The following is a 25,815-nucleotide window of genomic DNA, read 5'->3' as shown; positions in this document are numbered from 1 at the left end:
TGTCGGTCTCTCCCTAACACAGGTCTGGAACAACGGGCACTGCCACCCCACCATCTCGGACCCGTGGGGTGGGCCAGTTCAAGAAGGGTGGCGTATCACTGAGCAGACCACTGGGCACCAAATTGCGAGGAGGCTTGCCCTCCACGGCGATGACCGAGAGTAGCTCTGGCAATTGCCATTGCTTGAGCGAGATGGGGTCCTGTTCTTGCCAACCAGCGGGCGATCGCAAAAATAGGTACAGCTCAACGACCCCGCTGATGCCAGCAACCCGCGAAACCACAACCTCCAGTTCTCGTGTGGTTACCGATCGCTTCAGCGGCCAGCCCATTTCGTCAACTCCCCCCACCAGGGGTGAAAGAAATCGGTGTAAGGCGTGTCGTACTTCCACCAGTACGGCATCTCGGTCAAAACCATCCCGAATTTCAACCCCCACGCTGATACTCATGGGCCGATACTCACACCCAATGACGTAGAGTTCGGTTCCGAGGGGGCGGCGCTCATCTAGATAGGCATGCACCGCTTCCAGAGTTGGGGTATCAGGGCGTGGATTGGGGGGGAGTGTAGAGTCTTGCTGGGGTAACACCATGACCGAAATCACGCCCGGTATGTCTGGACTAAAAGTTTGAGGCTTAAACCGGGGCAACACCTCCACCCGCCCCAGGCTCATACCTGGAGTTTGCGCGGCCAGCGTGCGGTAGTCATGGGTGGTAACGGCCCGATCCCGGTGGCGGAACAACCCCGGAATTCTTTGCTCAGCAGCTTCTAGGGTTTCGGCTGCAGTGCCCCCCCGCGTTGGTAAAGGCTGCATGACCTGCATCGGTGGCACGGGTTTACCATCCACATCGTAGGTCTGCTCGACACCAGTCAGCGCAGCCGGAGGCAGGTTGCCTTCAATACCACCCCCAAACCGCATGCCCCGCACCCTGATCCGACTGCCTGCCGGAGGCACACGTCCCCGCAAGCCATCCCCAAAGCGCACAATCCCGGTATCACTTTCTAACTGAAAGATAGGCTCATTGCGTTCCGCCAGCATCCAGTCGTCAATTTGCCGCCAGATTAGATACGGCTGATCGGGCTCGGCCACCTCTAACTCCAGGGTTTCGGCTTCGACCGATAGTCCCGGCAGGCGAAGTTCCTGGTTGATGGTGCCGTTGCTTGTACCAATGACGCGATCGCGCAAGGTTTGGCGTTGGTCAACCACAACCGCATTAATGCCAATCCAGCTAAGGGAAAATTTGGCTGAGGGTCGCAGCCGAATCCAGGCAACTAGCCGTTGAGCCAGGGCTGGATTGTCTAACCGAGGCGGGCGATCGCCCACCCCAGCATAAAGGTTTTGTCGCACCTCATTGCTGGGTGCCCCAATCAGCGCTGCTGCGGGCAAAGCGAGTTGAATCACCCCCTGCCGGGTCAAACCAGCGGTTGAATCCTTACCCTTCAGGGGACGCAACTGCAGGTACTCCGGTTGATTGTTTTGACTACGACCTGTCGTTATCTCCCAAACATGCGGAATGTGCGTTTGGGGTCGGAGTTCAAAAAACTTTTGAAACTCATCGGGCACCTCTACCGCTGGAGCCAGACCAATACAAATGCGCTGCTGCGATCCTGTCTGGCTTTGGCCGAGCGCCCGCCGAATTGCATCTAAATCCGGTGGCACATCGGCGGGAGCCGTCAACAGGGCCAACCATAGGCACCCATCCACCGTTTTCTGCGGGTCAGTCACATCAAATCCCTGGTTTAACGGTTTGCCATCCGCAAAAATAGCCGTCGTTTCGTAGGGTTGAGGTTCCTGATGGGTACCAATCTCTTTGGCGTAAACAGCCTTCAAATCCTTGACCACAGTAGCCAGTTCACTCGTGGCAGAAATTTCTACCGGGCGCTTATAAAAAGCCTGGGCAATGACCGGCAGCACGGTGCAATCCGTCTGGGTTTCAAAATTGACCGGCCCTGTAATGGTCACCCCTGGCTTGAGGCTGTGAGCTGCTGTCGTGTTTGGATTTTGCCAGAAGAGGCTCACCAACCCTCTAGCCGGAATGGCCGATCGCAAAGGCACACCCAACAACTGCAAAAACTGCAGCCGCTGTCGTTCTGGAATCAGGTTGGCTCGATAGAGCAAACTATCGCCCAGCCACGCAAACAGCTCAATGAGGGTACGACCCGGATCACCAGGACGAGGATTCGTCCAGTCAGGCGTATGGGCAGGAATGCGGGCCAGCAGTTCCGCCACCAGGTCTTCATAGCTGAGATCGTCAATATCTGGCGGACGAATCGACATAGGGCTATCCCTCCATCTGCATCGTGAGGCCAAACTGCTGAGGCAGACCTGTGCGTCGGATGCGGTAAGTAATTTCTACTCGAATATGGCTGGGGCGGTCGGGCACTTCCACAACATCGACCTGATCCAATAAAATTCGCTTCTCCCAACGCGTTAAAGATTCAAACACCAGATCTCGAATACGGCGGCGGGTTAGCAAATTGTTAGGCTCCTGCAAAAAATCAGTGAGCCCTGCTCCAAACTCAGGCCATAGCAGTTGCTCATTGGGGCGTGTGGAAAGAATCACTTGAATCGACTGCCGCACACTATCCGTCAGCGTGGGGTAGTGCATCTTACCCTGAGCGTCGGGTAAGGGCAGCAAAGGCCAACCAATCGGTTCACGAAAAGTTAATTCACTCATCATTCAAACCTCATGGGGAGGGGATTTAGGAGCGCTCTTGGGAAAGGGGATGCAGATATATACATAGGGCAACCACCAAAAGATGATGTTGAGCAGTTGCAAAACAATCGTCAGCAGAATGAAGGCGCACAAAGTAATGATGGGGATGTTGAATCCGCAGATCCAATCCAACGCAGCGCCCGATGCCTCAACCGCCTTTCCGTTGCCATCCAACAGGTCGCTGGGCTTATTGGCTTGCAATAGACTGAACAACTCTCCCGGAACGGCAAAAGTGACATTGGGCTTCAACTTTTTCACCGATTCGCGGCTAACGTTGGGCAATTGCACCTGCACGGGCGGCAGTGGCCCATTTTCGTACCAGGACAGGATTTTGAAAGGTTCGCTGGGTCTGCTCCAAACCAGTTGGGGAGGGCAGGGGTCTGGCCGTTGTACCCGCATAAATGCTCTCAGTTGGTACAGGGCATCGGGGTCAGCAAACCGTCCCTGCCGTGGCACAATCACTTGCAGCTGCTGATCCAGAATGGCTTTGGCAGCGGCAACCAGTTTAGCCTCTAGGTCTGAAGAGATGGCCGGCCAGTGGTAGGGCATCCGTACTGGTGCCTGTTCTGGGGCCACTTGTCGGTTCACTAAGATACTGGCAGCAGCCTTCAAAAAGCGCCCAGCTGTAGGAAATCGACCAGAGTTTGGATCCTCCTCTATTGGCAGTGAAATTTGCTCCAGCAGGTCAAACAGCTCTTTCGCATGAGAAGAGAGGGTTGCGTCATCTGCAAAAACCCCAAGTTGAATTTGAAGCTGGCGCAGCATGGTCACAAAAACGCGCAGATTCCTCTGCTCAGAACTAGCATTGGCATCACCGGGCGGAAACACCGTATCCGCATCGGTGGGTTGGAGCGCCCGTCCGGCGAGGGGAAGCGCTTGTATGGAACCAGCCTTGAGATACATCGGCATTTGTTCGCGAACAAAGTCTGGCTGATAGCTCCCCATAAGCTCGCGAGGGTTTTCCTGACTAAGTTTGATTTCGCTCACTTCGCTGCTGCTGAGGGGCACCAGACCATACAGAATGGTTTTGCCCAGAGCATCACACACCGCAGGAGGAGCCACAAACAGAGGTGAATAAGTCTCTGAAAAGCTTTCGGACGACAGCCCCAAAGCATACCGCTGGCGATCGATTTCCGCATTGCCTGCTGTAGGAAGACAGCGGCGCTGGGGGATGGGATCCAGGTTCCAGTCGCGGATCTGGGGATATTTGCAATTGACCGGGCCAGATTGGGCAGCGGCCTCTCCTTCGAAGTAGGGATCGGTAAAAGGAACCCAGCCCTTCAGAATTGCACCGGCTTCGACGGTATCTGCCTGTCGCCAGCCTAATAAAGTGTTGGTCGTTACGGGGGTTGGGGAAGTCGTGGTCTTGCGGATGCTCCGCAACTCCAGCGGTCGGGGAATGGAGGGGACGGGCTGGGCAAATCGGCGAATTACCAGCCCAGCACTTTCAATTTTTTTAGGATCCAGTCGGGGTTGCAGTTCGGGGCGATCGTAGGGGTCACAGACGGCTTCTAGCAGCACCAGATGAAACACCTGATGCACGGGTTGGTAAAGCTGGAGAATCTGGTTCTCATCTCTGCGCTGCGCCTGGCTGCTGTGAATGGCAGCTAGGCTTGCCCCTTGTAACTCCTGAAACAGAACCTCTAGAAAGTCTTGCTCTGTGCGTTGTAATAGCGTGGGTTGCCCGTTGGATGATAGACCGGGTAGGCCCCGGAGACGGGCCGGATGGGCAGTTTGGGTGGGTGCGAGCGTGGTTACCATACGTTTCCGGCTCCTGGGGTGTAAGTACTGGCGATGACGGTAGTGGCCTGTTGGACATCACATTTCACCACGCCTGAGAACTTAGACAGGGCTGAATCGACGCTGACTTGTCCGGCTTGCCCCTGCACCTGGCTGGCCTGTACACTCACCTTCGCCCCGGTTTGAATGGAAACACCGCTCGAGTCAAGCTTCACTGTGTTGCCTGCTGCGACTAGTTCAACCTTGCCGCCGCCTTCGTCCGTTAGATTGATGCTGACACCGCCTGGGGTGGACAAAGCAATTGTGGCGGTGCCCTGCGCTTCAACGATGGCGATACGGGTACCTGCTTTGCCAACCAATGTCCAACGATCGACGCGATCGCCCCCCAAACGCTCTGGCGGTGCAGCCTTGCCGTTCCACAAACTGCCGATCACAACGGGTTGTCGTGGGTCACCACTGATAAAGGCCACCAACACCTCATCCCCAACATCGGGTAGGAAAAAGGCGCCCCGACTGGCTCCAGCAAACGGCGTGGCAACCCTTGCCCAAATGGGACCATCGTGATGATCGACACCGTCAAAGTTCAGTAACCGCACCTGCACCCTGGCCTGCTGGTTAGCATCGTTGACCGATACCACCTCTGCCAGGTAGTGGGATTGCAGCAGCCCACCCAGCGGCACCTCAAAAATCGAATCCGACATACTTTGTAGCAGCGCCATTGCTAGCCCCTCCAGTACGCACATTCGGCACGAAAATCAGTCTCATATCCCCGCTGTAAGTCGTAGCGGTGGCAGGCTTGCACCACATAGTAGGTGTTGTCGAAGCGATCGCCCAACCCCGTAATATTGACTTCGCTGCCCACTCGTAAAGCCGGGTTACCCTCGGCAGTGCCCTCCAGACACACAAAACGTCTGGCTCGCTGGTCATAGGCGGCGTCGGCTACCGCTTGTGCTTCGGCCATCGTCGTTACCCCCACATGGCTAATGTGATGAGGTCGTTTTCCCAAAGCGTTTTGTAACACCTGACCCCCCAATTTGCCAGTTCCGGGTAACAGGTGACTGCCGCTGCTGCTGCCAACCACCCGCTGCCCCTGTTGAGCATCCCACCCTGAAACAGTCACCTTAGTCACCTGATGGGCTAAATCAGCCAGCACCCGAACCCGACGGAGTTGGCTACGCAGCTCCAGGTTGATGCGTCCTCGCTGCACCTCGGCACGTGGCGACAGGTGCAGTTCCTCCCCCACAATTTGTAAGTCTCCGTCGTACCAGGTGAGCAGACGTCTTAAAAATGCCAAATCACTCTCATTCAGTTGTACCCAGGTGCCAATGGAACCATCGAACCCCGTAATTACCGGAGTCAGTCCTAGCCGTCCAGCCAGATTGCGAGCCAATTGAGCCAGGTTGGTCTCGGTGTGAACTTCAGTCCGACGAGCCATGCGCGCTTGCTGCAAACGGTCTTCGGCCAATACCACCAGTTCTGGGGCCTCCTCGGCAGAGAAGATCGCTTCAATGCCCGTGATCAAACCAGAAAAAATTTCCTGGGGTGCGTCTTCTTCCCCGGCATAGACAGAGAGCGTTGCACCCAGGGTTAAGGAGGAGTTGGGGGATTCAAAGGCAAGCTCGGCTTCACCGTTCTGGGTGCTGGCAACATTGGTAAAACGCAGTTCCAAAGCACTCAACCCCCCTTCTTGTTCAGTCATTTCCATGCCCACGACCAACTCACTAGCACGGATATCTGCCTGCTGATTGACTCGCAGGGTTGGGCGGGCGCGGTAAACGGCAAGATTGCTAACAGGAGTTTCGGGCATGGCAGCATACCTCCGTGAGGATGCAAATGGAACCATCCAGACGCGAACATTCGAACGTTAGTCGGCCTTTAAGCGGCGTTGCCGTTGCAACCAGTGCAGGGATTGCTGGCGAATCTGCTCTGACGGTGGCGTTGATGGCGCTGCTTGAGCCGTGGGTGAGGCTTCAGCGGGGGTAGGTGGGGCAACAACCGTACCGACCACTTCGTCAAAAACTACAGGCATGGTGATTTACTCCTCAAACTGAAGGCGCGATCGCAAACTGGCGGATGCTCCCACATCGGTTTTTAGGCTGGCCGAGCCCTGAGACTGGGCCTGTCCCCCCAGGCCAAAACTGGCTCCACCTCCGGTGGACAACGCGGCAGCGGGTGGGGGCAACAGCTGTTCCGGTCGCAACCGGACTGCAGGCTGTGTTTTTGTAGACTGGCGCAACCCTGCAAAAGCCCCAGCCGTGGCACTTACACCAGCAGACGCGGAACTGCCCGCCCCCAGACCAATATCGGCAGAGATTCCTGCCTGCAAGCCCAAATTGGCATTCAGCGAGCCTCCGATGCTGATTCCCAAACCCATCCCCGCCCCAGCACTGGCAAAGGCGGCTGGCGATCGCAACGATACCGAGGTGTTCACCACCAGAGGGCCTTTGACAAAGCGCAAGCTCTCTTGATTGTTGGCAGCGGCGATCGCCCGAGCCGCCCCCGGATCGCCTGCCCGATTGGCCACATCCGTCACGCTTTCGCCGCTGGGCTGTAGCGATACGGCCTGGGGTGCTTTGGCCCCACCGGCGTTGCCCCGTCGATTTTCAAAAACCTTTTCCTGACTGGCTAGCGTCAAGCTAATTGCCGCTCGTAGGGGAACTCCCGAAGCCGCAAAAAAGTCCAGAGTTTCTTTGTAAGACTCCACCACCCCTTGAAACTTGAACAGCCCCCATTCAAACAGCACGACCGGCAGCACATTCTGATCCGGGTCAGGGCGAATAAAATTTGCCACTTTAGCGGTGGTCAGGCGCACATCCACACCGTCGCCTGTCGAGTCAAACACCAAATCCATCGATAGCTTGGCAGAGGTCTGGGTGACATACTGCTTGGTGTCGTCATTTTTCTTTTTGTTCTCTACCGTGTTGCTGATGCTGAGCTGTAGCGAGACTGGGTTAAACTGCATCACCAAGGCGGTTTTGGCGTTAGGGCCTGTTTGAGGTGTGAATTGGGCCTTGGCAATCGGTTGGGTCGATTCTTCTTGGGTCATAGGGCAATTTGACTCCGTTTGGGGGTTTGCAGCAGCGTTAGCCCTTCGTGGACGAAATGCAATTCCTCAATGCCCACCTCGCCGCCTTTGGCATTAAAATCTGGGGCTTTAAACTTAGTCGGCAAGGCGCGGGCCAGCTCCCACGAGAGCACTCCGTTTCCCGCTGTATCAAACAGGGTGATGGTGACTGTCAGACGGTAGGTGTAGTACCCCCGAAGCGTGGTCATTTCAAACCATTTCCACAGGTCTCGACTGCGGGTGAGGCCCCGCTTGAGAATGACCGTGGCAAAGGTTACCGGGCCAACACGCTGATAATCGCCATAGTTGTGACCGCCCGCTTTAATCACCTTGGGTTCCATCGTGGCTTCTAGTCCAGTGCATTCTGAGAAAACACCGCTACAGAGAGGAACTGCGCTCCCAGGCGCGGCATCACTCAAGCGATTTTCAGAAAAATCGACTTGAAACCGAAACAGATGAAAGGGATCGGCAAATGGAGTAGGGGACATTAGGCAACCTCCTGAATCTCTGGCAAGGGCATCCAATCCACTGGGTTACCCGCAACCAGGTTGAGTGATACCGTAATTTGCTCAATCGGTGCGGCAGGTGCAAATTGGAGGGTGGCAATCACCCGTCCCTGATCCAGATCGAGCGGTGTCATGGTGGAGCGATCGCACCGCACCTGAAATGCTTCTTCTGCACTTGTGCCCCGCAATGCCCCTGCAATCCACAGCTCTCTCATCAGGGTGTTAAGGCGTTCTCTCACCTGCCCCCAAAGCGCTGGCCCAGAAGGTTCAAAGACGTAGTCTTGCCCTGCCTGTCGTACTGCTCGCACAATCAGCGAAATGAGTCGATTCATGCTGGCAGGGCGCAGATGAAGCTGGCGATCGCAGGTCACATCCGACAGCACCCGCAGTCCAGCGGGGGTTGGCCCCAGAAGCGAGACTTGTTCCACCAAACTTGGGATTATCGGCTGTTTGGAAGACGCTTGCAGTTGCGATCGGTCTAGCAACGGCCAGGTTTCATTAACCCACACCACGGGGGCGCGAGTCAGGCTGCAAAAGGCTCCCTGTTGTAAGGCTGACCGTGCCAGCAAACCTACAAACACGCCATCCGGGCTTTCGAGCTGTCCCGGCAACTGAGCCGAGAAAGGAGTTTTGACCCAGGGATAGACCAGCTGCACAAAGGTGGCAGCAGTACGGCCTAAACGAGTTTGATGAATTTCTAGCAGTTTGGACTGCACAAGGGGCAAATACGAGTCAATCTGGCTGCCAGAGGGCGGCAGGGGTACGGCAGCAACCAGCTGCACTTCCAGCCAGTTTTGGGTTATCAGGTCAGCCAGGTAGGCAAGAGCCGTCGCCCAAGTCGTATAGCCCGCTGCATTCGTTTGGGGAGGCAACAGCGTGGCGATCGCCCCATCATCTTTACTCAACCGGGGCTCCGAGCAGGTGACAAACGTTTCAGGCGGGCCATCCACCCGAAGCGCAGGAGGGGACGCCGGAACAGCGACCAAATCCGGCAAATCGGGCAGGCAAACAAACGCAACATCCGGCAATCCCCACAGATGCCCCACGCTCTGCCAGGTGTCGGGTTGCAGCGATGAGCCCGCAACACCATTCGGAAAGCCCGGTAGCAACCTGCGTAACTGAGTCTGCTGTTGGGCCCACTGCTGCTGCTCTGCTGAATGAGATGTGACAAACGGCAATGGGTCTCCCAGGCTGATGACATAGGCTTTGCGTCCGCCCTGGTGAAAGAAGCTGCGCACTGCACTCCCCAGGTAGGTGGCTAGTTGGGGCTCTGGCAATGGAGAGGTCGGCTGGGCTGGGGGGCGAGCTTCCCAGGCAAACAAATGGTCAAAAATATCCCAACTGTCGATGGGGACGGGCACATCAATCAGGGAAGCATCTTCTCCCTGTGCTGCCGGACGCGCGTAGGGGGAATTGACCCAGCCCTGCGATCGCAACCAGTGTTGGATCGAGGCGGGAACTGCCGTCCAGCGGTGGTTTTGCGATCGCCGCGCCACAAACCCGATAAAGCAGGCAATGTCTGCCCGATAAGGATGGCTGGCGATCGCTGGTGCATGATCTTCAAACAGCAACCCGTTCATGAGCCAATTCCATTACTAACTCTCAATAACCAGCTCAATTCCATCCGAAGCCAAAACAAGCTCTTCCATCGCCACATCACCCCCACCTTTGCCTGCCAGGGTGGGGCCAGTGTATTTCAGGGGAAAAGCTCCCTGCAAAGTCCACGATTCTACTGCTTCACCAGTCTCGTCTTGTAGCGTGATTTTGACCTCTCGCTTTGCCAAAACGCCCGTTCGGCGCACAGCCTGAATCCAGGTCCACAAATCGCTAGAGTTGATAATGCCGCGTTTCAAAGTGACATCCCCAACCTTGTGGACACCCGGCACTTTGCGGACATGGTTTTCCTTGTCTACACCTGTGCGGTACTCCGACATCGTCATCTCAGTACCAATCCCTGAAACATCAGAAAAGCCACCCAGGGGTTTATCAGGATCGACCCCCTCGCTTTTCAGATCGACTTTAAAGTTGAAGTTGCCATAGGGCGTTTCACGAGTCATACCAAGTTACTCCTATAACAAAATGGGAGATACGTTGTTGAGCACAAACGTCTTGTGAGAATAGTTCTTGGAAAAGGAGACCGAGGCAGAGGAATTGCTTACTCCACAGTCATACCCTCCAATCAACTGCCACCGGATAACACCGCTTGACCAAGGCGGAAAATGACAAACTCGGCGGGTTTTTGCAGCGCCACTCCGACCAGGCAAATTAAACGGCCATTGTCGAGGTCATTTTGGGTCATGGTGCTGCGATCGCACCGCACAAAGAAAGCTTCTTGAGGTGTGGTGCCCAACAACGCTCCAGAGAACCATTCGTTGTAGAGGAAACTCGAAATCGTGTCGCGGATATTGATCCACAGCTTGGGGCCGTTGGGTTCAAACACAGCAAACTGGGTTCCCTGGTCGATCGATCGCTCTAAATAGTTGAGGTAACGGCGATCGCTGACATACTTCACTTCCGAATTAGAAGTTGCCAAACGCGCTCCCCAAACCCGGTATCCCCGACCTGGGAAAAAGCGCAGACAGTTAATGCCCTGAGGGTTAAGGGCCCCCTGTTGGTCAAAATTAATGTTGGTTTCTAGCCCCAATGCTCCCCGAATCACTTCATTAGCCGGTGCTTTATACACCCCCCGCTGAACGTCATTGCGAGCATAAATTCCGCAAATAAAGCCGGAGGGTGGCAGATCGATCTGACTGGGAATGTCTGCCCGATCAGGAGATGCAAGAGGATTGGCGATCGTCACCCACGGGTAATACAGAGCCGCATACTCAGAATCCATCTGGCTGCGAAGGGTACGAATCGTCGTGAAGTCGGCCTTGGGAGGCGAGTCCAGCACCGCAATCTGATACGAGCGCCGACGTTCCACAAATGTTTTTAGCCTGTCTTGAATCCCCAGCGCGAGCTTCTGTTCAGCCTCAACCTTCGTGTAGTAAGCGGAATATCCCGGAGCCGCCACAATAGAAATTTCTTCCAAGGGCAACAGAGTATCCAACGCCGCTTCGTAGGCTTGCACCGAGAGGCTACCCAAGTCGGCATTTTCGGCAAGGCGAACAGGCACCAACCGACTCTTTTCATTACCTGGGGGAGCCAGACAGCCGTAGAGCGTCAGTGCAGAAGGCTTTGTCGCAGACAGTTCAATAGCAAAGGGATTATTGAGTGCCTCAGTTTGGTTCCCTGGAGTTTGGGATAGCACATGACCAATCCACCGAGGATGGCTGGGCGACAACCCCAAACCTTCGTAGATAACTTCGGTCCCATTACTATCTCGTGCAATCACCGCAAGCGTGATTAAACTCACCTCATGGCTGGATGAGGTAACATCGCTTTCGCTCAACGACTCACCCGCTATATTTTTCCAGGCGCTATATTGAGGCTCGGTAACTGTGCGTTCTACTGGGTCAGTTTTGGCAAAGTAGCTTGATGTTGCTCCACTAACACCAATGTGTAGCTCCCCAACGGTAAGCCCAAGGCTGCTATGTACCGAATTATCTCCAGTGCGAACTTGAAAACGAGCGTTTTCTCCGGTTGCGGTAGTTTGTAACACAAGCTGTTGATGGCCGTTTCCACCAGAGCGTGCTTCCAGCCCAATATTGGCAGTACTCAAAATTTGTGCAATATCCGCAATGGTCACTGCACCCAGATCCCTAACATTGTTTTCGGCAGAGTTACTCGACCCAACAGGATCGGCTGGAAAAGCAATGGGTAATCCGGCACTGCTGTTGACCTGGATGCGAGCGGCTAAGCCTCGCACATCAGTCCCAATTGCTAATGCATTGGCATCGGTCAGCCGCGCATAGCCTCCCCGCAAATTCTGGTTGATGGTGGCGACAATCGCCGCCCTCGTCACGCCATTCCCTGTGGGCAAGGAAATACTTTGACTTGGCCCGCTGCCAATGTTTACCGTAATGGCTGGACTGGAGTCAGCAGGCAAATTCACCGTATCTGGGACGGGGGCAGTACTCACAACCTCTGCTGGACGCCCCCGGAAAGTGACGGTGCGATTGTCAGTGCCAATAGTCAACAGCAGTTGCCCACCATCAGGAATGAAAAAGGGTTCGTTTCCCCCTTTGGCATGTGCTGGCTGAGCGTGGAGATTCTCCCCTGCTGTTTTAACCCGGAGAATGCTATCGACTGGTGATCCATTGAGTAAATGCTGGCTGACTGGTGTTGCCTGTTGAAAAATTTCAATTTCACCATTACCCCCCTCTCCAGGAAATCGGGCAACAAATTGAACCTGAATGTTATCGGGATTGTCAGCGAACAGATCGTGAGATCGGGCAAAACTAGAAGTTGGTAGCGCGGGACGCTTTTGATTGTCAACAGGCACAACGCGAGCCACATACAGCCGCGAACCGCCATTATCAAAAAAAGCTCGCACCGCGTGAGCCAGGTAATTCGTTTTGTGGTCGATGTCATCTAGCCCACCATAGATTCGCGCAAAGTCTGCAAAGCTGGTGAGCAGTTGAGGAGTGTTGCCGTAGGGGCCTTTAAGTGTAGGACCAATAAAGGCAGTGGTGGTGGTGCTAACCCCTTCAATGGAACGAGACCGAAAACTAGTTTCTTCGACGTAAACCCCAGGGGCCAAGTATTCCGGCATAGTGAATCTCCTTTTGCAAAGAAGAACTGATTTGAGTGGGCTTAGAGATAGCTAATAGCAGAGAACCAAGTGCACTTTATCTATCAATCACGTTGAAAGCTGACCGTTAAAATCTTGCTGAGAGTACGCCCTGCAATTAATTCCTGCGTCAGGGGTTGAGCAGCGACGTAGGATGCGGGAGGGTTAGTGAAGGATGTGGGAGGGTGCGGAAGATAATTCCAGAGCGATCGCAAGTCTTCTACAGGGACTTGAGAAAAATCCGTTTCTAATTTGAATTGTGGCATCATCGGCAGCGGTGCAGGAGGAGTAGGCCCTAGAGCCGGATCAACATAAACTTGAACCGTAGCTGAGACTGCCCGTTGACTGGGCTGTTCATCGACATCACCGTTGGTTACATCGTTATCATGAGTGGTATCATTACCGTTCATTGCATCATCATCTGTTGCTCCACTACTACTGATCAAAACTGGTATTCCCGGCATAGCAATGAGAGCCTCCCCTCGCCAATCACTCCAACTGGTCATTGATAAAACTGGAGGCTCGGCTCGGCTCACCCGAATTAGTGCCCAAGGTAGTCGAAACAGGACTATCTCATCATTGACAGTTCGCTGCTCTGTGAGCGTAACTCGCAATACTGCCCAATTCGGCCCTATGGGTGCTCTGGGTGCTCGACAGAGCGGAACTAGAATTGGACGTAACAGAGAATTATCAAGGAGTGGGGTTACGACCTCTCCGTTAACAACCAATGGTGCTTGTCGAGGCAGTTTTAAATCGTAGCGACGGGGTAAATATTGCCCTGTTTGATCTTGAATGCGTAGCGGTAAAGTTAAACTTTCGATATCAGGCTGAGCAGGTGGTTGAGCAAATGCAGTGGTATGGTTTGCAAGTTGGTTTAACCTCTCGATATCAGGCTGAGTAGGTGGTTGAGCAGATGCAATGGTATGGTTTGCGAGTTTGACAACACTGAGGATGACATAATATCCGCTGGGGTTGCGTCGGAGATGGAGTGCAGTAGTTCTACTCACAGTTTCTTCAGAATCAACCAACTCAATTTGCAGAGGATGAGAAATCGGTTGTTCAGTGACATTATCAATTAACGAGATAGCCCCTAACACCCGACGATCCAAAAGGTCTACATTGAGCACGCTCATCATTTGACCTCCCGCACTGCTGCTGCATTGCCTACAACAAATCGGGAAGACACCATTGGAAGCACTTCCGATGTAGGCTCATCAGGATCAATACGCACAGCTTTGGCAATATAGGCTTTACTCAGATGGTATTTAGGCTCTAGTACATCCCAAATGCGAACCAATTCCTCATGACTTAATTCCGCAGGCACCACATGCACAATTTCATCAGAAGCCCAGTTTGCACCAATTAAAGTCGATGCATCAAAGACTGGATGCAGATAGAGTTGTCGCATTGCCCAGGCAAAAATCTGCTGTTCTATTAAGGCATTGGGTGCCCAAACTATCATCAGGTAATGAAGGTCTACGGAAAGTGGGACAGAGCGCAAATTGCTTTGATTTGTGCGGGTCGAGCTGCGTAGGTGCTCATTCATCATGACCCGATAGAGAAAGAATGACAGGACCACATCTGCGTCGTTGATGCTTTCTAGCTCTTGAGTTGACATAAGGCGAAACCGGCAACTCGGAAAGCTGTGGCCAGGCAACTGGTCATACTCATGCTGCAAATAAGTCACTAGAGAATCGCCCATTGCATAAATAGCCTGGATATTTGCCATTGGTCAACACCATCTGAAGAGGGCTTCATCAATCAATTTTGAAGCGAAATGTCAGCACCACGAGCCTTTCCTCTCGTGATGAAATGGAGAAGAATAGCCGAAAAGCAAATTCGAGCCATAAAGAAGAGTTGGTTTTGGTGTAGGAATGACTCATTCCCAACTAATCTTTGTCTGTAGTAGCACCGGATTGTAGAAGCCGTAACTTGCGGCAGATGCTGAGCCTAAATAAACAGAGTTTGTCGTAGGATGAGTTAGCAATAGCGTAACCGATGCTGGCAAAACATTTGATGCGTTATGGCTACGCCTAACACGTCCTATGTTTAATTCGAACTACCTACTTAGGGGAAGAGAATTCCCATCCTTACGCTATACATTTCAGTCAACAGGCGATTCTGAAGCATTTGTATCGCTTTAAGGAATAGACCTGTCTTGAATCAGTTATGTAATTTACCTGGAAGACCTAGTATAGGTAGCTTTTTCTCAATCAACAATCAACCTGTTCAGCGTAAACCTCCCTACATCCCTGACAGAGATTCTGCAGATCAGTGATAGAAGTCCTGGAGAAACCTTAGCTAGCTCACGATGTGAACTTATACTTACTGGGTTAAGATTACTATGGCTAAATTATTATTTCCTAGGTCGGCTACAAAAATTGATTTAGGAAGCCAATTTCATGAAGCTACATTTCCATTGATGAATCATGCGTCATAAATTTTCCACAACCTAACACTCCTGGGTTGTGTTTCACAGTTGTGGATGTGTGTGGTAGAAGGGCAGTGAAGCCGTCCTTCTACCACACACATCTACATGTTTAGAACATTACCCACTCCTGTGACAGACGTAAGACTTTAAATAGTGTTCTACTGTCAAGTTCTACATACATGCCCTATCCCAAAGCAGGGACTGGGCATGTTGTCCTCGATTCGACTGGAGTGAGAGCGTGTAGGGAAGGAGAGTGGAAAACACGGCAACATGGCGTGAGTAAATGCCGCCATCGAAATGAATGATTGCGCCAGTACAGGCATCAAACGTCGGCATTGAGGAATTCGGAAAAATGTTTTGGGAAGTCAGTGGGCGGTCAGCCTATTGTTTGCGAATTACTCTCCTTGGCAAACCTAAACCCTGTTGAATTACTGACTCAACACGTGGAATCAGGAACAGATCAATTTGCCTAAGGGTTTGATGCGATTTCCAGTCCCGATCGCCGCCATTCCATCATGCCACCTGTGATGTTATAAACCGTGGTGAAGCCTGCATCTGAAAACTTCTTTGCTGCAATCGGGCTACGATGCGATGTCAGACAGATCACTGCAATCGGGTGCTCTTTTGACAGATCCCAAAACCAATAGGGTAAAAACCACTGCGCTAGGCTTAAGCCCATTAAAACTCGTGGCAAGCTTAAATTACGAGCATGTGGTGCATGACCTGTACAGTATTCCAGTGAGCTGCGAACATCAATGAGTAATGGTGAATTGAGCAACTGAGTAAATTCTTTAGGAGAGAGGTCAATTACAAGCGGCTTACCGTGAATACGGTTGGAATGCGTAAGTTTAGACATCAGACACCTTATTTAACCTGAGATCTGAATAAGCTGAAGTGCCCATCTTTAGAGTGGGCTTTTCTGAGGTTTCCACGACACGCAAACCTCAGAAAAGCCCTTAACCGAAACTGCCATTTATTTACCATTAAATCCACCAGGGTTGTTCGCCAGTGCGGGGATCGGTTTCTGTCCAGGGGGAGATCAAAATACTGCTATTGTCCATCACCTTGATATGGACAATCTTAAGAGGCAGAGGTGCTGGCCCCCGTACCACCGTTCCATCCGGCGCATATAACGAACCGTGGCAAGGGCATTGAAACTGTTGATCGACTGGGTTCCAGGGAAAGGTGCAGCCTAGGTGAGTGCAGTTATCGACAAGGCCAATGGGGTCAAGCGTTTGGTCATCTTGGACAACGAGATAGGTTGGTTCTCCTGCTAATCCTGCTACCAGCGCGCGCGTTCCAGGGGGTTCTGCCAGAATCTGATATGCCGGAATAGGATTTCCTAGGGTGTCTTTAGCAATTATTCCACCTTCTACTCCGGTATCCTCTTGAGGCGGAACAAAGAACTGAGCAACTGGATACAGGGCAGAACCTACCGTTATGGCAACGGTTGTTCCGGTAAGAAAGTTAAGCAGTTGTCGTCGCGATAAGGATGGTTCTTCAAGAGGAAAAGAGTTGTCCATAATAAACTTCCTATTTGATTAGAATTATTCATTGAGACTGAGCGAGCTAAGCAGGTTAATTTGTAATCTGCTTGCTCTGGCGGATGGTCGATAAGCCGCTGCATTTTTTGGCTGGCATTGATTGCAATTGCGTTTGCTCTTGGACTGTGCAAGATCAAGAACATTCATCAACAAATCCGTCCCTGAGGATTCTGATGAGCCGTTTGTGGGGTCTTACACCTCAACGTTATCGGTCAAACACAACTGTTTTGATGAGTGAAATCCATTTCGGCTGCGTTTTAGAAATTTGGTAACTTGGGCGATCGCCTTTAAGAGCAGCATCCCTCATTTTTAGGACGAAATTCCGAGAAGGCGGTAAAGACCGCAAAAGCCAACCACTGCCGTAACAAAAGCCCCACCACCGATGACCACAAGCCCAATTCCCAGAGCGGTACCACTGTAAAGAAATAGCCCTAGATAAAACAGAACTGACGCCAAAATCAAGCGGATCAAGCGATCGCGCGGACCGATATTTACTTTCACTGCAAAAACCTCCAAATCCTGATCCAGCAGATTGCAAAACGTTGAAGCGATAGATTCCACAGCAGATTCCGTGGGATCACACCGTTTTTTTGCGGCCATGCCCTAAATATAACTAATCAGTCATAAAGTAGCAAGACGATATAGCCAGGAAAAAGATATACATCGTGGAGATGGCTTAATATGAAGGAATCGCGGGATAAGAGAAACCTCATTCAGTCAATCCGTTGCTTTCGCAAGCTTAGACTGTTCTCGTCTACCCAAATTTTCCGGTCGTTCCTACTTCGGAGGCAGCTATCATGCAGACCCTACCCATCAACATTGGCATTGAAGAAAAAGACCGCCAAGAGATTGCTCAAGGGCTTTCCAAGCTACTGGCAGATACCTACACCCTTTATCTAAAGACCCATAACTTTCATTGGAATGTCACAGGGCCAATGTTTCAAACGTTGCATCTTATGTTTGAACAACAATATAACGAGCTTGCTTTGGCCGTAGATCTAATCGCTGAGCGTATTAGATCGCTCGGTTTTCCAGCTCCGGGAACTTACAAGGAGTTTGCTCAACTCTCTTCTATTCATGAAGAGGAGGGGGTTCCGAGTGCTGAAGACATGATTCGCAAATTGGTGGAAGGGCAAGAGGCAGTTATTCGTACTGCCCGATCAATTTTTCCAACGGTGGAGAAATCTCATGATGAACCCACCGCAGACTTGCTCACCCAGCGAATGCAAGTTCATGAGAAAACTGCTTGGATGCTCAGAAGCTTACTAGCGCAGTAGTATCGACAAGCTAAATAGCGAAACCGACAGGAAGGCTGATGAAGGGGCAGTCACAAGACTCGATCGCTTCTCTACGGTCTTCCTGTACTCATGTCAGTGGCTTTTCAATTGCGATCGCGCTAGAGGCTATGGGGAGATAACTATCTACTGTTGCATATGGAGCGTCTTACTCTTGTGCTAATAAAGTGGGGTGGCTATTGCCGTTGGAGGCGTTTCACAAATTCTCTGCCTACAATCGGGTCATGATGGCCTCTACTGCTCATCGCGATCGCAGCCGGGTTAAATCGACCGGGCATATTGACCTAAATGATAATTATTTGCAATAATGCTTCAAGCACGTGTGGGTGTAGAGCCCACATCACCACTCACAAGTGAGGGAGCTCTGAGCTATGCACCTTCAAGAACCGACGAGTGATTTAATTGGTGTTGCAGAGACATTAATGATCACCCTCTATGCTCGTGCGTGCGAAACTCGGCGCCCAGAACCGATTTTGCGCGATCGCAAAGCGGTTGAGATTTTAGAGGGCTTAGATTACGACTTCAGTAAATACGAGAAGAGCTGGACATCCCAACTTGGCTGTGTGGTGCGGGCCATGGAATACGATCATCTCGTGCAGAACTTCCTTGAAACTCATCCGAGTGCGATGATTGTCAACTTGGGTGCAGGATTATGTACCCGATTTTCGCGGGTTGATAATGGTGAAGTGCATTGGTGCGAAGTGGATTTTCCAGAGGTTATTGCTCTGCGGCGCAAGTTCTTTCAAGAAAGTGCACGACACCAGTTTATTGCTCAATCAATTTTGGACTTTAGCTGGATGGATAACATTCAACGCCAGCCGAATCAACCGATGATGATTCTTTATGAAGGGGTGTCTATGTATCTGTCAGAAGTAGAAAACCGGACGTTGTTGCAGCAGATACAATCCCGATTCGGCCCAGTAGAAGTTGTATTTGATGTATTGAATCATAAACGTTCTCAAAGGACAAAACAGCACGATACGGTCTCAAAAACAAATGCTGAATTTAAATGGGGAATTGATCGGTCTAGTGACCTTGAGACCTGGGGTCCAAACATTGTGTTGAAAGGCGAAACTTTTTATCTCACCAACTTTCTTCGCTATCCACAACGTTTACCAATCGCTTGGCGTATTGTGTCACAATTATTTCCATTTATTCCGCTCATCTTGTTCAAAAATTCTGGCCGAATTGTATGGCTACACATTGGGCAGCATCTAGATTAACCAACTAGACTCACCAATTTGGTCTCGCTACTGATGGCAGAGATTGCTTCATCAGGAATCAAAACCGATGAGCCTTTGAGAATGGCGATCGCGATCGCCATTCTTGATCAAGACGATGAAACCATACGTGTCAGCCAATCATTATCTTGAGTTTCCTTAACTCTCTAAAGCGGCTGTACTGAGCGCACAAATCGCTGAAGTTGTCGGCTTTCCAATTCCAAAACTCGTCGAGCAAAATCAGGATCATGGTCGAGTAAATCATCAAAGGCATCCACAGAAATCGCGAGGATTCGAGTGCTTTCGCTATCTGCAACAATCGTATTTTCTGAGTTGCTATGGGCTAAAACTTCCAGCTCGTCTAACGTTTGTCCGGGATGAAGCTGCTCCACCCGAATTCCAGATTCTGTTTGATAGTGAATGTTGGCATCGCCTTCGATCAACAGCAACAGTTCTCGACAGGTGTCTCCGGCTTCTGTGATCACGTCTCCTTGCTGGTAGGTTCTCACCTCTGCTCGATCTGCAAGGGCAATGAGCGTTTCACTTTGCATCCGATGGAAGAAGTCGCTATTAAATAAATAGACCAATTTCTCCAGCGTTGGAAATTCAGTGATGGACTGGGTTGCTGATGTTGTCGAGGGCAAAGATAGAACCTGATCGATCGTTTCTTGAACAAGGCGGGAACTGAACTCATGACGACGGTTGCGAGCGATCGCCTGACTGCGGTCTCTATCCAGTTGAGCCATGATATAGAGGGCTGCCACCTGGATCATAGGATTTTGATCCTGGAGTAAGGCATCTAAGTGCTCCAGAATTATTTCAGCAGAAAACTCCAGTGAACAAAAAGCAGGGGTTTCTCCGGGTTGGGTCAAACATTGTAGAATCGCAGGTGGCAAGCGATCGCCCCAATTCTCTTGCTCTAAAAGCTCTCCTAAAACAGTTGGTGAAGCCTGTTGCAAAGACTGCGCCAGGGATAACGCCGCCGAATCAGACTGGAGCAGCGCTAGAATTTCCAGCAGCGATCGCACAATGAGTTCTTTTTTGTGACGAACATTTTCTTGCAGCAGGGTTAACACCGCTTGATGCTGGTGTAGCATCGGCTGATTGAGGGCGCGGTAACCATCAATTAATTGAGTTAATTGGGTAAGCAAAAACTCCGCTTTCTTGGCACTGCTGGCAGTAGTCGAAAATCCACTCAGAATCCATTCTTCTTCTTGAGGAGTAATGGAGTATTCTCGACGCAAAGAACGAACAACGGCTGAATCTGGTAAGGATGCTTGTTCAAATGTTGTGCGATCGAGCTGCTTCTGCTGCAATAGCATTAGCCGTTCCAGGGATCTGCGGTAGCCGCTCAAGCGAATTTGGTTTTCCAAGCTACGTTTGCGATCCGGATTGAGCAACTGGGGATCTTCAATACCCAATTCCTCTAGCACCAGTCGGTGTTCGTCATCCGTAATGCCAAGTTCCTGGCGCATTTGCTGCAACACTTCTAGACTGCTGGAGTAGTTGACATAGCCTTCTTCCAAGGCTTCTCGTACCACGCCCTTATACGCTTGATGTCGTTTTTCGCGGGTAAAACCAGGCAGAACTTTGGCTAACACATACACTTCGTGGGTATTGAGATCGCTGAGCGATCGCCCTTCCAAAAACTGGGCAACATTAAACTGCAATTTTTCTAATTGCTTTCGGAAGCGATTCGCCAAATTTTCACGTGAATACAGCTCAGGTCCGCGTCGCCAGGTTTTATAAAGCCAAAGGGTACTCAACGCAACCAAACCCAAATCGTATAAGTATTGCCACCCCCAGGGGAGAAGCTGTACCAGAGGCCGCCCCCCAAAGATAAAGAAGAAGTTGAAAATAGCGAAAGTGCAAAGGGTAAAGATGCGATGGCGGATGGTTTCGGTGGTTAGATTTGTCTGCTTTTGCCGACTGTAGGCTCTGGCGCGTTTTTCAATCCACAGTCCTCCCCAATAGGCGATCGCGGTGCATCCACCCAGCACCAGGGGAACTGCCACTAATTTGGGAATGTTTACGGGTTGCCCAAACAGATAAAGCCCCGGATCCAATAATGAAGCGATTTGATCCGTCTGCCGCACCCACGCCCCAGAGAAGTAATAGTTCCAGTTGCCTGCATAAAGGTAGTAATAGACAAAATAGCCAATTACCAACCCCACATAGCCATAGCGCAGAAATGACGTTTCGGGTTTGTTTAAGCTGTTCCAATAAGTTCGCTCAGCGTCAATGTCAATACAGGGATTTTGACAGGCAACGCAAGCGCTCTGTTCTTTCCCCTCGGGCAACACCGTACGGCACATGGATTGGGTAACGAGCTGCTCACTGGTATGGGCTTTGCTACCCAACAGCCCACCCGGCTCACTATAGATACTCTGAACCGGAGCCATGGGACAAAAATACTGACACCACGACTTGCCGCCATACCAGTAACCAACAGCGATCGCCGCAGCGATTGTGAATAATAGCCAGCCAGCCAGCACCAAGCGATCCGCGTTGAAAAACAGGATTCGCCCACACAATCCTATAAATAGCCAGCCAAATTGCACATAGGGATAATTGCGTCCCAGCCATGAATCTGAATCAACTTTGGCCAACTCATAGCGCACCTTGCCAGTCTTTTTGTTCTCTCGTTTGAATTGCCGTTGCCATCCTAAAGCACGAGGAATTTGAGATAGAAATGAGAGTGGACAAATCCGCCGCCAAAGTTCGTGGCCAAATACTAGCAAAATAAAGATAGCGGCTGGCACGATGGCTCCCCAAAAAAGGGTTGTTCCTAATGGATAGGGTTGTTCAACCAGACATTCTCCTTGTACTTGGATGCAGGTATCCTGAAGCCGCAAAGGACTCCAGGGATGATCAGCCGCAGTCAGTGCCGATGTCCAGGGATCGTAGAACAGGGAGGCAATTATCAGGAGCCAACCAACAGTCAGTACCCAGCGAACCCAGTGCATTCGCCGTTCTGGCAGTTGTGCAAACATAAACAAACCCTTTTGCTTTTCTGATCTTCATCAATTGTGCGCTGAAGATCCCCAGGCTCTGCCATTGTTTTCCTCTAGGTTAACCATTAAATTTCATCGAAGGTGAAACCTAATCAGGATTGACATCCCTTCGCTCAAAGATAAGCTGTGTCTGCGATCGCACTCCTGCAGGCCACTAGTCAGTAACTGCTGTCGCCAGGCTGGTTCAAAGCGTTGGCAGAAGCCATCGATGAGGAGAACGACTCTTCTAGACTCAACATAGGGCGAGGGACTGAGTATTTTGGTTAATTTCAGCGTACTCGCCTCTCCTTTTCTTATTCAGAACACACGTTAATGGCAAGTTTTGAGTAGATTTCTAGGGGGTTCTCCAATGATCCAAAACATCATGCACGATCGCTTCTTCTACCCATATTTGAGCCACAATTAAGATTGGCAACCCCAACAGTAAGCCTAGAAAACCAAAAAAAGCTCCAAAGGTAATTAGGAGCGCCAACGTGATTGCAGGAAATAGATCAACCTGATGCTTAATGATGGATGGCCGGATAATATTTCCTTCTACTTGCTGAATTGCCAAATATAAAAGTAGAGTAGCCCCTGCTTTCCAGGGTTCATCTAGTATGGCTAGTAGTATGGGTGGAATTGCACTGGCGATCGCCCCTATATAGGGAATGAAAGCTGCCAGTCCTGCCAGTAATCCATTCACCACCGGCAGCGGAATCTGTAGTAGAAATAAACCGATGGTAGAAGTGATGCCTACAAAAAACATGCTCAGGAGAACCCCTGCAACATAGTGAACCAACTTCACTTCGCACTTACAAAAAATCTCGTCTGCACGCTGGCGGTAAAAGGAGGGGAACATCGCAATTAAAGCCCGCCGATACTTTTGCGGATTTGCAAGCAGCATGATTGTTAATACAAGAATAAATACGATATTGAGAATGAGTGTTAAAGAGTTAGAAAATATAAAATAGATATTGATAATTATCCAATTTGCGGCAGTTTGGAGCTGCTGAGCCAAGTTGGGAAGGTTGGGAAGGTTCGTCAGCATATTTTCGGGCATGCGGGCTTGCAGCTCGTAGCTCCACGTTTCAATTTGGTCAATTGAAATTGGAATCAGGCTCAGCAATTGATCAAACTGATCGACGAGGCGGATTAGTAACAAGACGATAACCGTTCCCAGCAAGCTGAAGACAATCGTCATGGACAATAGAACTGCGTATTCTCGTTTAACATGCGATCGCCGAAACCGTCTGACCAAACGATTTAACGCAGTTGCAATCACAACAGCGGCTAAAAATAGGAATACAATCCTGCGGATCTGCCACAGAATGTAAACAGAGGCGACGAGTGCAAATAGAGATAACCATTTCCCCAAGGTCATAACTCTACCTCTGATTAAACTTGGGTTGAGAAGGATAGCTCAACCTATCCTTCATATAGCACAGGAACGGGCTGAATCTTCCTAATTTGGTTGAACCTTAAACCAGCGATATCCATAGGCATTGAGCGATAGGCAATTAGAATGTTCAGTAGAAGATGGGTACAATGCGCCTTGCCTGGATAGAGAGAAATTATCATTGAAAACTTCGATGAAATCACAATGCTCAAGCTCTGGCAGGGTAACAACGCAGGGGCGATCGCCCAAGTTGTGTAGCGCCAGCATTGCGGTTCGGTCTGTTTCACTGAGTTGGGCAAAAACAGACGGTTCATCGGTTTCTACAATGCGCCATTGACCAGTACCAAACTCAGGGCACTGTCTGCGCGTTCGAATCAAATGCTCCATCCAGTTGAGAAGAGAATCGGGATGGCGTTGCTCGCTTGCGACATTGACGTGCGGATAAGCATACTCGCCTTCAGCAATGACAGGCCGAGGTAAGTCATGACAGGGAGCCGTTGAAAAACCACCATTCGGCTGATCCGTCCACTGCATGGGAGTTCGTACGCTGTCTCGTCCTGGTAGAGATAAATCGTCTCCCATGCCGATTTCATCACCATAGCGCAACAGGGGGGTGCCTGGTAGCGTAAACGCCAGGCTATAGATCATTTCAATACGACGCCGATCATTCTGCACCATAGGGGGCAACCGTCGCCGAACACCACGACCAAAAATTTGCATCGTTTCGGTCGGTGCAAAGGCTGCAAATATTTCCTGTTGCTGCTCTGGATTGAGCTGATCCAGGTTTAATTCATCATGATGACGAGTGAAATTTAGCCATTGGCCGTTGTGGGGAATGATGGGTAAATGTTTTAGTCCATCTTTTAATGCCTGCGCTTCTTGTTTGGCTAAAGCTAAAAACAAATGCTGATTGAGAGAGAAACCAAATAGCATTTGCATGCGATCGCCATCGCCAAAATAAACTGAAATATCCTTGGGAGGAACGTTTGCTTCTGCCAGCAAAATCGCATCAGACCGACGCGAAGCAACAAACTCCTGCATTTGCTGTAAAAAGCTTTGTAACTCCTTGGGGCTGGTATTTTGAATGCCAACGTTTTTAACCACAAAGGGAGCTGCATCAATCCGAAATCCTGCTACACCCAGAGCCAGCCAAAAACCCATAATGCGCAAAATTTCTTCTCGTACGTTTGGGTTGGCGATGTTGAGATCGGGTTGTTCCTTATAAAAGTGGTGCAAATAATACGCACCAGCCTGCTCATCATATTCCCACACGCTATCCTCATCGGTGGGAAATGCAATCAGATCAGGATAAGGCTGTGGATCATCTGACCATACATAAAACGAACGGTATTTTGAATGCTTATCTTGCTGTGCAGCTTGAAACCAGGGATGCTGAATAGACGTATGGTTGATGACTAAATCGACCAATACACGAATGCCGCGATCGCCTGCTTGATGAAGAAATTCGACAAAGTCACCCAACGTTCCTAAACGAGGATCAATGTCGTAGTAATCCATCACGTCGTAGCCATTATCGCGATTGGGGGTAGGATAGAATGGCAACAACCAAAGGCAGGTGATTCCTAACCCACCAAGATAATCTAAATGTTGCGTTAAGCCCTGAAAGTCACCAATGCCGTCTCCATCCGAGTCTGCGAATGTTTCAACATCTAGCGAGTAAACGATTGCATTCTTGTACCAAAATGTTTGCGTCATGAGTGTCGATCAATGCTTCTGGGTGAAGGTTATCGGTGCTGCGATTACTGTGGATCAGGAGTCCCACCCTAAAGGCTTGCCGCATAAGCAATCGTGCTGAGGAGGGCGTTTTCAGCTTGGCGAGAATCTAGTCGGGTGTGCTGAACAACGATCGGCACATCTGACGTGATGACACTGGCATACCCTGTGTCTCGTGGAATCGGTTCCGGGTCATTCAGGTTGTTAAACCGCACGTGTTGGGTGCGTCGTACCAGAACCGTAACGCGATAGGGACCTACGGGTTCGCGATCGCTGAGATAGAGAGTGATTTCAACACGAGCATCCTGATCCGATGCGTTGGGCAAGCAGGCAGTTTCATGGCTGGTGAACTGAGGTTCAGCTCCCGTGCTGTAGGCAGGAATCTAAGTACAGGACAAAAATTGTAGAACATCCCGAAAATCATTCATTTTCTGCTCTAAGCTGAGGACAATGTGGCGAAGATAGTCAAAGCCATAACGGAAAATACTCTTGGCTCTACGTCCATGCTT

The 25,815-nt window shown here is 50.8% G+C and carries 23 protein-coding genes and 3 pseudogenes; 4 read left to right on the top strand and 22 right to left on the bottom strand.

The features are described from left to right. Window positions 1–13 precede the first annotated feature (13 nt). The 13 genes from ACQ4M4_RS21855 to ACQ4M4_RS21795 form a co-directional block, all read right to left on the bottom strand. Window positions 14–2,272 (bottom strand): putative baseplate assembly protein, encoded by a 2,259-nt coding sequence (locus ACQ4M4_RS21855; protein WP_430686586.1) that lies wholly within the window; start codon window positions 2,270–2,272, stop codon window positions 14–16. A 4-nt stretch (window positions 2,273–2,276) separates the two neighbouring features. Next, window positions 2,277–2,675, bottom strand: coding sequence for a GPW/gp25 family protein (locus ACQ4M4_RS21850; protein WP_430686585.1), 399 nt, complete (start codon window positions 2,673–2,675; stop codon window positions 2,277–2,279). Continuing rightward, window positions 2,676–4,472, bottom strand: coding sequence for a hypothetical protein (locus tag ACQ4M4_RS21845; RefSeq protein WP_430686584.1), 1,797 nt, complete (start codon window positions 4,470–4,472; stop codon window positions 2,676–2,678). Beyond that, on the bottom strand, window positions 4,466–5,170 hold the full coding sequence (locus tag ACQ4M4_RS21840; RefSeq protein ID WP_430686583.1) for a phage baseplate assembly protein V: 705 nt from the start codon (window positions 5,168–5,170) through the stop codon (window positions 4,466–4,468). The genes ACQ4M4_RS21845 and ACQ4M4_RS21840 overlap by 7 nt, the downstream gene beginning before the upstream one ends. Window positions 5,171–5,172: 2 nt before the next feature. Further along, window positions 5,173–6,258, bottom strand: coding sequence for a phage late control D family protein (locus ACQ4M4_RS21835; protein ID WP_430686582.1), 1,086 nt, complete (start codon window positions 6,256–6,258; stop codon window positions 5,173–5,175). Between the two features lie 57 nt (window positions 6,259–6,315). Then, window positions 6,316–6,480, bottom strand: a complete 165-nt coding sequence (locus ACQ4M4_RS21830; RefSeq protein ID WP_430686581.1) for a hypothetical protein — start codon at window positions 6,478–6,480, stop codon at window positions 6,316–6,318. 6 nt (window positions 6,481–6,486) lie between these two features. Next, on the bottom strand, window positions 6,487–7,497 hold the full coding sequence (locus ACQ4M4_RS21825; protein WP_430686580.1) for a hypothetical protein: 1,011 nt from the start codon (window positions 7,495–7,497) through the stop codon (window positions 6,487–6,489). Then, a complete protein-coding gene (locus tag ACQ4M4_RS21820) occupies window positions 7,494–8,003 on the bottom strand; it encodes a phage tail protein (RefSeq protein ID WP_430686579.1) in 510 nt (169 codons plus the stop codon). The genes ACQ4M4_RS21825 and ACQ4M4_RS21820 overlap by 4 nt, the downstream gene beginning before the upstream one ends. Beyond that, the gene (locus ACQ4M4_RS21815) at window positions 8,003–9,601 is read right to left on the bottom strand and encodes a phage tail sheath C-terminal domain-containing protein (protein WP_430686578.1); all 1,599 of its coding nucleotides are present in this window, start codon (window positions 9,599–9,601) and stop codon (window positions 8,003–8,005) included. Before ACQ4M4_RS21815 ends, ACQ4M4_RS21820 begins: the two co-directional genes overlap by 1 nt. A 15-nt stretch (window positions 9,602–9,616) precedes the next feature. Then, complete coding sequence (locus ACQ4M4_RS21810) at window positions 9,617–10,078, bottom strand: phage tail protein (RefSeq protein ID WP_430686577.1); 462 nt, start codon at window positions 10,076–10,078, stop codon at window positions 9,617–9,619. A gap of 122 nt (window positions 10,079–10,200) precedes the next feature. Further along, window positions 10,201–12,675: a phage tail sheath family protein gene (locus ACQ4M4_RS21805; protein ID WP_430686576.1), complete on the bottom strand. Its 2,475-nt coding sequence runs from the start codon at window positions 12,673–12,675 to the stop codon at window positions 10,201–10,203. Between the two features lie 83 nt (window positions 12,676–12,758). Then, window positions 12,759–13,829: a hypothetical protein gene (locus tag ACQ4M4_RS21800; RefSeq protein ID WP_430686575.1), complete on the bottom strand. Its 1,071-nt coding sequence runs from the start codon at window positions 13,827–13,829 to the stop codon at window positions 12,759–12,761. After that, window positions 13,826–14,395 carry a DUF4255 domain-containing protein gene (locus ACQ4M4_RS21795; RefSeq protein ID WP_430686574.1) on the bottom strand — a complete coding sequence of 190 codons (570 nt, stop codon included), beginning with the start codon at window positions 14,393–14,395 and terminating at the stop codon, window positions 13,826–13,828. The genes ACQ4M4_RS21800 and ACQ4M4_RS21795 overlap by 4 nt, the downstream gene beginning before the upstream one ends. Window positions 14,396–15,312: 917 nt before the next feature. On the opposite strand from ACQ4M4_RS21795, the pseudogene ACQ4M4_RS21790 reads away from it, so the two are divergent. After that, window positions 15,313–15,414 (top strand): annotated as a pseudogene (locus tag ACQ4M4_RS21790) (IS5/IS1182 family transposase); the annotation flags it as partial. Window positions 15,415–15,593: 179 nt separating this feature from the next. On the opposite strand, the gene ACQ4M4_RS21785 reads toward ACQ4M4_RS21790, so the two are convergent. From ACQ4M4_RS21785 to ACQ4M4_RS21775, 3 genes are all read right to left on the bottom strand, one after another. Next, window positions 15,594–15,980 (bottom strand): rhodanese-like domain-containing protein, encoded by a 387-nt coding sequence (locus tag ACQ4M4_RS21785; RefSeq protein WP_430686573.1) that lies wholly within the window; start codon window positions 15,978–15,980, stop codon window positions 15,594–15,596. A gap of 127 nt (window positions 15,981–16,107) precedes the next feature. After that, entirely contained in the window at window positions 16,108–16,647 is a 540-nt protein-coding gene (petC, locus tag ACQ4M4_RS21780) for a cytochrome b6-f complex iron-sulfur subunit (protein ID WP_430686572.1), read from the bottom strand. Between the two features lie 330 nt (window positions 16,648–16,977). Continuing rightward, the gene (locus ACQ4M4_RS21775) at window positions 16,978–17,169 is read right to left on the bottom strand and encodes a YgaP family membrane protein (protein WP_430686571.1); all 192 of its coding nucleotides are present in this window, start codon (window positions 17,167–17,169) and stop codon (window positions 16,978–16,980) included. A 296-nt stretch (window positions 17,170–17,465) separates the two neighbouring features. Between ACQ4M4_RS21775 and ACQ4M4_RS21770 the strand changes: the two genes are divergently transcribed. From ACQ4M4_RS21770 to ACQ4M4_RS21760, 3 genes are all read left to right on the top strand, one after another. Then, window positions 17,466–17,945 (top strand): Dps family protein, encoded by a 480-nt coding sequence (locus tag ACQ4M4_RS21770; RefSeq protein WP_430686570.1) that lies wholly within the window; start codon window positions 17,466–17,468, stop codon window positions 17,943–17,945. A 185-nt stretch (window positions 17,946–18,130) separates the two neighbouring features. Next, entirely contained in the window at window positions 18,131–18,271 is a 141-nt protein-coding gene (locus ACQ4M4_RS21765; protein ID WP_430686569.1) for a hypothetical protein, read from the top strand. A gap of 63 nt (window positions 18,272–18,334) precedes the next feature. After that, a complete protein-coding gene (locus ACQ4M4_RS21760) occupies window positions 18,335–19,186 on the top strand; it encodes a class I SAM-dependent methyltransferase (RefSeq protein WP_430686568.1) in 852 nt (283 codons plus the stop codon). A 164-nt stretch (window positions 19,187–19,350) separates the two neighbouring features. Here the strand turns inward: ACQ4M4_RS21760 and ACQ4M4_RS21755 are convergent, their stop codons facing one another. From ACQ4M4_RS21755 to ACQ4M4_RS21730, 6 genes and pseudogenes are all read right to left on the bottom strand, one after another. After that, on the bottom strand, window positions 19,351–22,176 hold the full coding sequence (locus tag ACQ4M4_RS21755) for a cyclic nucleotide-binding domain-containing protein (protein ID WP_430686567.1): 2,826 nt from the start codon (window positions 22,174–22,176) through the stop codon (window positions 19,351–19,353). A 102-nt stretch (window positions 22,177–22,278) separates the two neighbouring features. After that, window positions 22,279–22,436: pseudogene (locus ACQ4M4_RS21750) on the bottom strand (IS982 family transposase); the annotation flags it as partial. 95 nt (window positions 22,437–22,531) lie between these two features. Then, entirely contained in the window at window positions 22,532–23,557 is a 1,026-nt protein-coding gene (locus ACQ4M4_RS21745) for an AI-2E family transporter (RefSeq protein ID WP_430686566.1), read from the bottom strand. Window positions 23,558–23,638: 81 nt separating this feature from the next. Continuing rightward, window positions 23,639–25,288 (bottom strand): alpha-amylase family protein, encoded by a 1,650-nt coding sequence (locus ACQ4M4_RS21740; protein ID WP_430686565.1) that lies wholly within the window; start codon window positions 25,286–25,288, stop codon window positions 23,639–23,641. Between the two features lie 68 nt (window positions 25,289–25,356). Continuing rightward, window positions 25,357–25,689: a sensory rhodopsin transducer gene (locus ACQ4M4_RS21735; protein WP_430686609.1), complete on the bottom strand. Its 333-nt coding sequence runs from the start codon at window positions 25,687–25,689 to the stop codon at window positions 25,357–25,359. Next, a pseudogene (locus ACQ4M4_RS21730) lies at window positions 25,690–25,815 on the bottom strand (IS4 family transposase); the annotation flags it as partial.

It is taken from the genome of Leptolyngbya sp. AN02str (assembly GCF_050565595.1).
GTDB lineage: Bacteria > Cyanobacteriota > Cyanobacteriia > Elainellales > Elainellaceae > Kaiparowitsia.
This window is presented reverse-complemented; position numbering and strand designations above follow the sequence as displayed.

Coding starts and splice junctions, on each gene's coding strand:
- ACQ4M4_RS21855 (WP_430686586.1), bottom strand. CDS start 2,272: ATGTCGATTCGTCCGCCAGATATTGACGATCTCAGCTATGAAGACCTG.
- ACQ4M4_RS21850 (WP_430686585.1), bottom strand. CDS start 2,675: ATGATGAGTGAATTAACTTTTCGTGAACCGATTGGTTGGCCTTTGCTG.
- ACQ4M4_RS21845 (WP_430686584.1), bottom strand. CDS start 4,472: ATGGTAACCACGCTCGCACCCACCCAAACTGCCCATCCGGCCCGTCTC.
- ACQ4M4_RS21840 (WP_430686583.1), bottom strand. CDS start 5,170: ATGGCGCTGCTACAAAGTATGTCGGATTCGATTTTTGAGGTGCCGCTG.
- ACQ4M4_RS21835 (WP_430686582.1), bottom strand. CDS start 6,258: ATGCCCGAAACTCCTGTTAGCAATCTTGCCGTTTACCGCGCCCGCCCA.
- ACQ4M4_RS21830 (WP_430686581.1), bottom strand. CDS start 6,480: ATGCCTGTAGTTTTTGACGAAGTGGTCGGTACGGTTGTTGCCCCACCT.
- ACQ4M4_RS21825 (WP_430686580.1), bottom strand. CDS start 7,497: ATGACCCAAGAAGAATCGACCCAACCGATTGCCAAGGCCCAATTCACA.
- ACQ4M4_RS21820 (WP_430686579.1), bottom strand. CDS start 8,003: ATGTCCCCTACTCCATTTGCCGATCCCTTTCATCTGTTTCGGTTTCAA.
- ACQ4M4_RS21815 (WP_430686578.1), bottom strand. CDS start 9,601: ATGAACGGGTTGCTGTTTGAAGATCATGCACCAGCGATCGCCAGCCAT.
- ACQ4M4_RS21810 (WP_430686577.1), bottom strand. CDS start 10,078: ATGACTCGTGAAACGCCCTATGGCAACTTCAACTTTAAAGTCGATCTG.
- ACQ4M4_RS21805 (WP_430686576.1), bottom strand. CDS start 12,675: ATGCCGGAATACTTGGCCCCTGGGGTTTACGTCGAAGAAACTAGTTTT.
- ACQ4M4_RS21800 (WP_430686575.1), bottom strand. CDS start 13,829: ATGATGAGCGTGCTCAATGTAGACCTTTTGGATCGTCGGGTGTTAGGG.
- ACQ4M4_RS21795 (WP_430686574.1), bottom strand. CDS start 14,395: ATGGGCGATTCTCTAGTGACTTATTTGCAGCATGAGTATGACCAGTTG.
- ACQ4M4_RS21785 (WP_430686573.1), bottom strand. CDS start 15,980: ATGTCTAAACTTACGCATTCCAACCGTATTCACGGTAAGCCGCTTGTA.
- petC (WP_430686572.1), bottom strand. CDS start 16,647: ATGGACAACTCTTTTCCTCTTGAAGAACCATCCTTATCGCGACGACAA.
- ACQ4M4_RS21770 (WP_430686570.1), top strand. CDS start 17,466: ATGCAGACCCTACCCATCAACATTGGCATTGAAGAAAAAGACCGCCAA.
- ACQ4M4_RS21760 (WP_430686568.1), top strand. CDS start 18,335: ATGCACCTTCAAGAACCGACGAGTGATTTAATTGGTGTTGCAGAGACA.
- ACQ4M4_RS21755 (WP_430686567.1), bottom strand. CDS start 22,176: ATGTTTGCACAACTGCCAGAACGGCGAATGCACTGGGTTCGCTGGGTA.
- ACQ4M4_RS21745 (WP_430686566.1), bottom strand. CDS start 23,557: ATGACCTTGGGGAAATGGTTATCTCTATTTGCACTCGTCGCCTCTGTT.
- ACQ4M4_RS21740 (WP_430686565.1), bottom strand. CDS start 25,288: ATGACGCAAACATTTTGGTACAAGAATGCAATCGTTTACTCGCTAGAT.